Source organism: Legionella nautarum (genome assembly GCF_001467895.1).
GTDB classification, from domain to species: domain Bacteria; phylum Pseudomonadota; class Gammaproteobacteria; order Legionellales; family Legionellaceae; genus Tatlockia; species Tatlockia nautarum.
In genome coordinates, this window is record NZ_LNYO01000017.1 from 23,688 (window position 1) to 31,019 (window position 7,332).

Below are 7,332 nucleotides of genomic sequence, written 5' to 3' on the forward strand. Positions count from 1 at the left end.
TATTATTTTTAATAAACTCTTTCTATTGGTTCTAATGGATCTACAAAATTAGGCTTCATATTGACAGGACGGTATTTGACCTGTTCATCTAAAAAAACAACAATGTGTTTTAACCAACCCTTATCATCGCGTTTTGGATAATCTTCACGGCTGTGTGCTCCTCTACTTTCTTTACGAGTTAACGCAGCTGTAGCAGTCATTAAAGCAACGTCCATCAAATTATCTAATTCTAAGGCTTGGATTCGTGCTGTATTAAAAATATTACTCGTATCCGTTAAAACTGCATGCTGAAGCCGTGCACGCAATTCCTTTAATTGGTTGAGTCCTTCTAGCATGTGTTCTTCCATGCGAAATACACCAAAATTAATTTGCATTACTTTTTGCATTTCTTGTCGAATAAGTTTGTAGTCTTCTCCTTTTTTAGAATTATTCCAGCGATTGAATCGCGCACATGCTGCTTCAATATCACTTTCGGTGACAGAATGTAGCGGTAAATCTTCTTTAATTGCTTTTTCAGCATGTAAGCCAGAGGATTTACCAAACACAACCAAATCCAACAAGGAATTACTGCCCAAACGATTGGCACCATGAACTGAGACACAGGCACATTCACCGATTGCATAAAGTCCTTCTACGATTTGATCTTCATCCTTATTGCCTATGGTAATTACTTGACCATGTACATTGGTTGGGATGCCACCCATCATATAATGACACGTAGGTGTTACTGGAATGGGTTCATGAATCGGATCGGTATGTGCAAAAGTGATTGCTAATTCGCGTATTCCAGGTAGTCGTGAATTGATAACTTCCGCACTTAAATGATCGAGTTTTAATTTTACATGATCAATACCGCGTGTGTTAAAGCCATTACCTGCGCGCAGTTCTAGTGCTATTGCGCGAGAAACAACATCACGGGAAGCAAGATCTTTGGCATGTGGCGCATAGCGTTCCATAAAACGCTCACCATTTTTATTAATAAGATATCCACCTTCACCTCGTACTGCTTCAGTGATTAAGATACCAACACCTGGTAATCCTGTTGGATGAAATTGCCACATTTCAATATCTTGCAGCGGCAGTCCTGCACGTAATGACATTCCTAACCCATCACCTGTATTAATCAATGCATTGGTGGAGGTTTCAAAAATTCTACCGGAACCACCAGTTGCAAGAATAGTGGCGTTGGCATTAAAAAATGCTAATTCACCTGTCTCGATGCATAGCGCAACTACTCCTGCAATTTTATTTTGAGCGTTTTTTACAAGATCAATCGCAAACCACTCATTGAAAAAGTGCGTTTTGGCTTTGACATTATTTTGGAACAAAGTATGAAGCAATGCATGTCCTGTGCGATCTGCAACAGCACATGTACGTTGAGCAACTCCTTTTCCATATTCTATTGTCTGCCCCCCAAAAGCGCGTTGATATATTTTTCCATTATTCAGGCGTGAGAAGGGCATACCCATATGTTCTAAATCATACATCGCATCAGGTGCCATTTTACACATGTATTCAATGCTATCTTGATCACCTAGGTAATCTGATCCTTTAACGGTATCAAACATATGCCAGCGCCAGTCATCAGGATGAACATTACCTAATGCGGCAGCAATTCCACCTTGAGCGGAAACGGTATGTGAGCGGGTGGGATATACTTTCGAAATGACTGCAACTTTTAATCCAGAATGTGCCAGTTGTAATGAGGCAGTCATTCCAGCACCTCCTGCGCCTACAATTACTGCATCAAATGTATACTGTGCTAAATTCATTTTAAGTACTCCGTTAAGCTATTTTCCATAAAATTTCAACACCCCAAAAAAAATACACAATCAAGGTGAAAATGACTAATACCTGGATGATTAATCGAATCGTAAAGAGGTTGATGTAATCGGTAATGACGGTCCAAATTCCAACCCAGGCATGCAAAAATAAGCTTAACAATGCAGTAAGTGAAAATACTTGCATCCATGTGGTAGAAAAGAAATGTCGTAAAGAGGCATGATCAAGATTTGGGTGGAGGTAAAAAAATCCTAATAAGACAAAAAAATAAAGGGCTATGACAAGAGAAGAAAAACGTTGTACTAACCAATCTTTCAAGCCACTCCCAGTTAAACTCATACTCACCGATAATTTGTTTACCATAACCAGCTCCCTAATAATATTCCTGCGAGGAGGGTTATTACTACGGTTATTCCTCCGCTTAAGCGTGCGCTTTTAAGGCTTTCTCCTATCCCAATATCCATCAATAGATGACGAATGCCCGCAATGAGGTGATACCATAGTGCAACTAAAAATAGCCATAATATTAATTTGGCAGGAAGATTTGTTAATAGTGTTTGCACCCGTTCAAATCCATCTGTTGTGCCTGTAGCACTATCCAGCATCCATAATAAAAAGGGGATCAGCAAAAACAAAAAAATACCTGATAATCGATGTAATAGAGAAATAATAGCGGTGAATGGATAGCGAATAGTCAATAAATTTAAGTTACGAAATTGATGCTCATTCATCATTAATTTCCTTTGCTGAATTAGAAAAATTAAGATTCCTTTTTCGTCATTATTCGACGGATATCTGCTATAGCTGCAGAAGGATTTAAATGTTTTGGACATACCACCGTACAATTCATTATGGTTCGACACCGAAAAACACTAAATGGATCCTGTAAATCAGCTAAACGTTTATCCGTTGCTGTATCGCGGCTGTCTTGAAGAAATCGATTGGCCCATAATAAACCTGCAGGTCCAATAAATTTTTCTGGATTCCACCAAGATGAAGGACAAAAGCTGGTGCAACACGCGCATAAAATGCATTCATATAGTCCATCTAACTTATCACGTTCTTCAGGTGTTTGTAGTCTTTCTGTTCTTGGTGGCTCGGTGTCGTTTTGTAAATAAGGTTGAACACGTTCATACTGTTTAAAAAATAAGGTGAAATCCACCACTAAATCGCGAATTACCGGCATATTAACCAATGGCCTTATCACTATGGGCGGAGTTAAAGATGAGAGTGATGTGATACACGCCAAACGATTTAACCCATTAATGTTCATGCCATCAGAACCACATACACCCTCACGGCAAGATGCACGAAATACAAGTGTTTCATCTTCTTCTTTTATGAGTTGAAGTGCATCCAGCACCATCATGTCAGAGCCTTGGGGAATTTCCAGTTCATAATCCTTCATATAAGGTGCTGAATCAGTTTCTGGATTGTACCGGGAAATAGAAAATCGCATTAAGACCTCCTGTCTTTTAAGATACAAATAAAATCATATCCCCTGGAATCTATTAATATTTAGTATCCAGAAAATTCTTCCATACGAATCGTGTCATCATCAATACCTGCTTCATTTAACATGTGATGCATTGCAGACACCATAGCCGCTGGACCAGATATGTAATAAATAGGCTTCGCTAAATCTTTAATGAATTTTGAGAGCATTTTTTTATTAATATAACCTATTTCACCCTGCCACGCTTCCTTCGATTTACTTATATCAGTCATGGTAGGGATAAAATGATAATGGCTATTTTCTCTTTCAAGAGACTTTAGTTCATCCAAAAAAGCAGTATCCTCTGGTCGATGATTGGAGTAAAAAAGGAAAAGTTCATGTGGTAATTTATCTCTTGCAGCTTGGATTACAATACTTCTAACAGGCGTGATGCCAATACCTCCAGTGAGAAAGACAGCAGGAGTTTCTTTTTTATTATGAAGGGTAAACGAGCCATGAGGGGCATCGAGTTGAAGCTCACTACCTAAGGGAAGGTTTTTTAAAACACGTTTAAAAGCAGTGTCTCGCATACGAGTTGTCACCATTAAATCCTTTGCTGAGGGAGGTTGAGTCAATGAGAACGCACGAGTGTTACCTTCTGCATCAGTTTCTTGAGGATTGATTAATGTAAACTCTCCAAATTGGCCTGCTTTAAAATTGAATCCATCCGGTTTTTCAAACATGAATGCCATAGTATTTTCGGCTATTTCTCGTTTACTGACTAATTTAATCGTGTAAACAGACATTATTTCTCCTTAAATACGTCGCTATATTCTTTTAACACTCTATATTAATAGTTTTTATTTATAGTGTAGTGCATTAGTTCAGTTTATCGTCATATGGCTTAAGTAGCATTTTTGTAACGGTTAGCATGAAAAATGGTTTTATGAAATTTTTTATATCATAAATAAATAATAATTCATAAATGCAAAAAGAAACATGGATAAGATGAGATTAAAAGTTGTATGTCCGTTAGTTTTTAATTGGTCGCGTCTGATTATTAGTTTTATATAGGGTTTTTATGTACTATAAAAATTATATAGCTTTATTGGAGAACATTTATATTGTTTATGAATAACTCAATATGGATATAACAAAAAGCAACGATACTTGAATCTCTTAAAGAAAAATTCAATCGTTTGTTCAAAGACCTTTTGTAAGGAGTTGCTGTGGTCAATCAAATATGTAGTGCATCAAATAGCATTACTCTACGGGTTCGTATAAAAAACTCCCGAGGAGCTTTCGGTGCATTAACAGCTGCTATTGAAAAAGAAGGTGGGCAAATAGGAGCTATTGATACTGTGCGTGCCGAAACAGATGCTCAGATCCGGGATATTACCATTTATACATGTGGCCCTAATCATGCGGAAGCAATAGTTGATCTATTGCGTACGATACCTAATATAGATGTGATTAACGTGTCTGATCGTACTTTTTTGGCCCATCTTGGTGGGAAAATTGAGATTAAAGGTCGAATTCCATTAAAGACCCGGGATGATTTATCAATCGCTTATACCCCAGGTGTTGCGCGAATTTGTACTGCTATTTATAAAAATCCAGAAGACGTATATAACCTTACAATTAAAAGAAATATGGTCGCAATAGTCTCTGATGGAACTTCGGTCTTAGGTTTAGGAGACTTGGGACCATATGCTGCCATTCCTGTCATGGAAGGAAAAGCATTATTGTTTAAAGAATTTGCCAATGTCGATGCATTTCCTATTTGTTTGGATACTCAAAATGTAAATGAAATCGTTACAACCATTAAGCATATTGCTCCGATATTTGGTGGGATTAATTTGGAAGACATTTCGGCGCCTCGTTGTTTCGAAGTAGAGGAACGATTAAAAAAGGAATTGAATATTCCAGTATTTCATGATGATCAACATGGAACAGCAGTAGTGCTGTCAGCTGCAATGATTAATGCACTAAAAGTAGTTAAGAAAAAACCCGAAAATATTAAAGTGGTTATAGTAGGTATTGGTGCAGCCGGTACAGCATGTACCAAAATGTTACTCAATTTAGGTGTAAAAAATATTATTGGTTGTGATTGTGACGGCGTGCTTTATCATGGCAAAGCAGGATTGCAAAAAGCTCACCAATGGTATGCAAAACATACCAATCCTAATCTTGAAAAAGGGACCGTACATGATGTAATCAAAGGTGCCGATGTGTTTATTGGTGTTTCTAAGCCTGGAGTCATTACAGCAAAAGATGTAAAAAAAATGAATAAAGACGCTATAGTATTTGCAATGGCTAATCCAACACCAGAAATCATGCCAGAAGAAGCAAAAAAATACGCTGCCATTGTTGCAACAGGGCGTAGCGATTATCCAAATCAAATTAATAATGTACTTTGTTTCCCGGGTATTTTTAGGGGAGCGCTCGATTGTATGGCCACGGAGATTAATGAAGAAATGAAGCTTGCTGCAGCTTATGCTATAGCAAACGCTATAGAAGAAAAATATCTAACTTACAATTATATTATTCCAAGTGTGTTTGATACCAACGTGGTAAAGTTAGTGGCGCAAGCGGTAAAAGAAGCTGCCATTAAAACGGGAGTGGCGCGTAAATTAAAAATATAATTTTGTTTTTATCATCATTTAATTTTTGAGCGACAAAAAGGTGTCGTTCATACAATTTACAGAAAATTCAATTATGGCAAATAGTTCTTTCTAAAAAAGGTATTAAAGAGCGTTATGAAGTACCTCGATAAAGTTTTATGAATATAAGGACATTGTTTATGCCTAAGCTTTATACGATTGGACACTCGACACATACTCTGCAGGAATTTATTGAAATTTTGCATGCGCATCAAATTATGCATGTCGTTGATGTGCGCACAATTCCAAAATCGAGTCACGTGCCATGGTTTAATGAAAAAGAGCTCGAAAAATCGCTTCGAATGGAGAACATAAATTATACGCATTTATCAAAATTAGGTGGTTTACGTCGAACAGTTAAAAATTCTATTAATAAAGGATGGCGCAATGCAAGCTTTCGTGGCTTTGCGGATTACATGCAAACACCTGAATTTTTCGAAGGACTAAAAGAGTTAAATGGTTTAATAAGGAAAGGTCGTAAAGTAGCAATCATGTGTGCTGAAGCAGTACCATGGAGATGTCATCGATCCCTGATTGCAGATGCTGAAATAGTTCGTCATTATATTGTTTGGGAAATTATGAGTAAAACCTCTGTACGTCCCCATACATTGACCTCATTTGCAGTAGTTAATAGAAAGAAGCGACCCATTCAGATTTATTATCCAGGTTGAGTTTTCGTAACATAAGATATTACTTGGAAGGAATTTGGGTATTTAAATTACAAGGAATTGTATCATGAAATCAAAAAATTTTTATCGTTGATTATTTCTATTATTGCTTAAAAAATGTTTTAACAAAACGATGCTGTGGTAAACGACGCACAAGGGAACAAACATGAGTGACTTATTGGATACGGCAATGAAGCTTTTGTCAGAACGGTTCTACTCGGAGCATGAACTTGGCAAACAATTAGGAAAAATGTTTGCAGATAAACCCGATATTTATGCTTTAATTCAGAAAACCCTAAAGCGCCTCAATGAGCTCCATTTGATTAATGACCATCGTCTTGCAGAGGGTATTGCAACACGTTATACCCACAAGGGAAATCGCTTTATTATGCAGGCTTTGCGACAAAGAGAAGTCCGTGACGAGGTGATTGAGGACGTATTAGCTCAACTTGGCGATGAATACTCAAGGGCTTTGTATGAAGCACGTCGAAAAAGCAGAGGGTTAAGTGGTGAGCATCCTGAGAAATCAAAAACACGAGTTTATCGTTTTTTAAGTGGTCGGGGATTTGCCTATGAAACTATCCAGGCAGTTTGTAAACAGTTGAGTAAGGAAGGGAGCCTTGGCTCTGCAATTCGATACGAAGAATTCGAATTTGAATAAAAAGCCACCCTTCAATGATATTTCCCACCTTTTATATAAAACATATTACGCTAAATTTATCTATTAAAGTCTATAATGATTTTAAGTGACAGTTTAAGGAATAAATAATGTATGGTGAAGAGG

The 7,332-nt window shown here is 37.3% G+C and carries 8 protein-coding genes; 3 read left to right on the top strand and 5 right to left on the bottom strand.

What is annotated here, in order from left to right; genetic code table 11:
* Positions 1-8: 8 nt before the first annotated feature.
* Genes sdhA through Lnau_RS09435 form a run of 5 tightly spaced genes read right to left on the bottom strand, consistent with a single transcriptional unit; the run spans position 9 to position 4,023 of the window.
* Positions 9-1,772, bottom strand: coding sequence for a succinate dehydrogenase flavoprotein subunit (gene sdhA / locus Lnau_RS09415; protein ID WP_058504906.1), 1,764 nt, complete (start codon positions 1,770-1,772; stop codon positions 9-11).
* Between the two features lie 13 nt (positions 1,773-1,785).
* Positions 1,786-2,145 carry a succinate dehydrogenase, hydrophobic membrane anchor protein gene (gene sdhD / locus Lnau_RS09420; protein WP_044012771.1) on the bottom strand — a complete coding sequence of 120 codons (360 nt, stop codon included), beginning with the start codon at positions 2,143-2,145 and terminating at the stop codon, positions 1,786-1,788.
* A complete protein-coding gene (gene sdhC, locus Lnau_RS09425; RefSeq protein ID WP_238585958.1) occupies positions 2,139-2,516 on the bottom strand; it encodes a succinate dehydrogenase, cytochrome b556 subunit in 378 nt (125 codons plus the stop codon). Before sdhC ends, sdhD begins: the two co-directional genes overlap by 7 nt.
* 26 nt (positions 2,517-2,542) lie before the next feature.
* Positions 2,543-3,241, bottom strand: a complete 699-nt coding sequence (locus Lnau_RS09430) for a succinate dehydrogenase iron-sulfur subunit (protein ID WP_044012778.1) — start codon at positions 3,239-3,241, stop codon at positions 2,543-2,545.
* 59 nt (positions 3,242-3,300) lie between these two features.
* On the bottom strand, positions 3,301-4,023 hold the full coding sequence (locus Lnau_RS09435; protein WP_058504908.1) for an FAD-dependent oxidoreductase: 723 nt from the start codon (positions 4,021-4,023) through the stop codon (positions 3,301-3,303).
* A gap of 423 nt (positions 4,024-4,446) precedes the next feature.
* On the opposite strand from Lnau_RS09435, the gene Lnau_RS09440 reads away from it, so the two are divergent.
* From Lnau_RS09440 to Lnau_RS09450, 3 genes are all read left to right on the top strand, one after another.
* The gene (locus Lnau_RS09440; RefSeq protein WP_058504909.1) at positions 4,447-5,862 is read left to right on the top strand and encodes an NAD-dependent malic enzyme; all 1,416 of its coding nucleotides are present in this window, start codon (positions 4,447-4,449) and stop codon (positions 5,860-5,862) included.
* A gap of 158 nt (positions 5,863-6,020) precedes the next feature.
* Positions 6,021-6,551: a DUF488 domain-containing protein gene (locus Lnau_RS09445; RefSeq protein WP_044012789.1), complete on the top strand. Its 531-nt coding sequence runs from the start codon at positions 6,021-6,023 to the stop codon at positions 6,549-6,551.
* A gap of 163 nt (positions 6,552-6,714) precedes the next feature.
* On the top strand, positions 6,715-7,209 hold the full coding sequence (locus tag Lnau_RS09450; RefSeq protein WP_058443211.1) for a regulatory protein RecX: 495 nt from the start codon (positions 6,715-6,717) through the stop codon (positions 7,207-7,209).
* Positions 7,210-7,332: the final 123 nt, after the last annotated feature.

Excerpts from the sequence above, each read along its gene's own strand:
- sdhC (WP_238585958.1), bottom strand. The coding sequence starts at position 2,516 with ATGATGAATGAGCATCAATTTCGTAACTTAAATTTATTGACTATTCGC.
- Lnau_RS09430 (WP_044012778.1), bottom strand. The coding sequence starts at position 3,241 with ATGCGATTTTCTATTTCCCGGTACAATCCAGAAACTGATTCAGCACCT.
- Lnau_RS09450 (WP_058443211.1), top strand. The coding sequence starts at position 6,715 with ATGAGTGACTTATTGGATACGGCAATGAAGCTTTTGTCAGAACGGTTC.
- Lnau_RS09435 (WP_058504908.1), bottom strand. The coding sequence starts at position 4,023 with ATGTCTGTTTACACGATTAAATTAGTCAGTAAACGAGAAATAGCCGAA.
- sdhD (WP_044012771.1), bottom strand. The coding sequence starts at position 2,145 with ATGGTAAACAAATTATCGGTGAGTATGAGTTTAACTGGGAGTGGCTTG.
- Lnau_RS09445 (WP_044012789.1), top strand. The coding sequence starts at position 6,021 with ATGCCTAAGCTTTATACGATTGGACACTCGACACATACTCTGCAGGAA.
- sdhA (WP_058504906.1), bottom strand. The coding sequence starts at position 1,772 with ATGAATTTAGCACAGTATACATTTGATGCAGTAATTGTAGGCGCAGGA.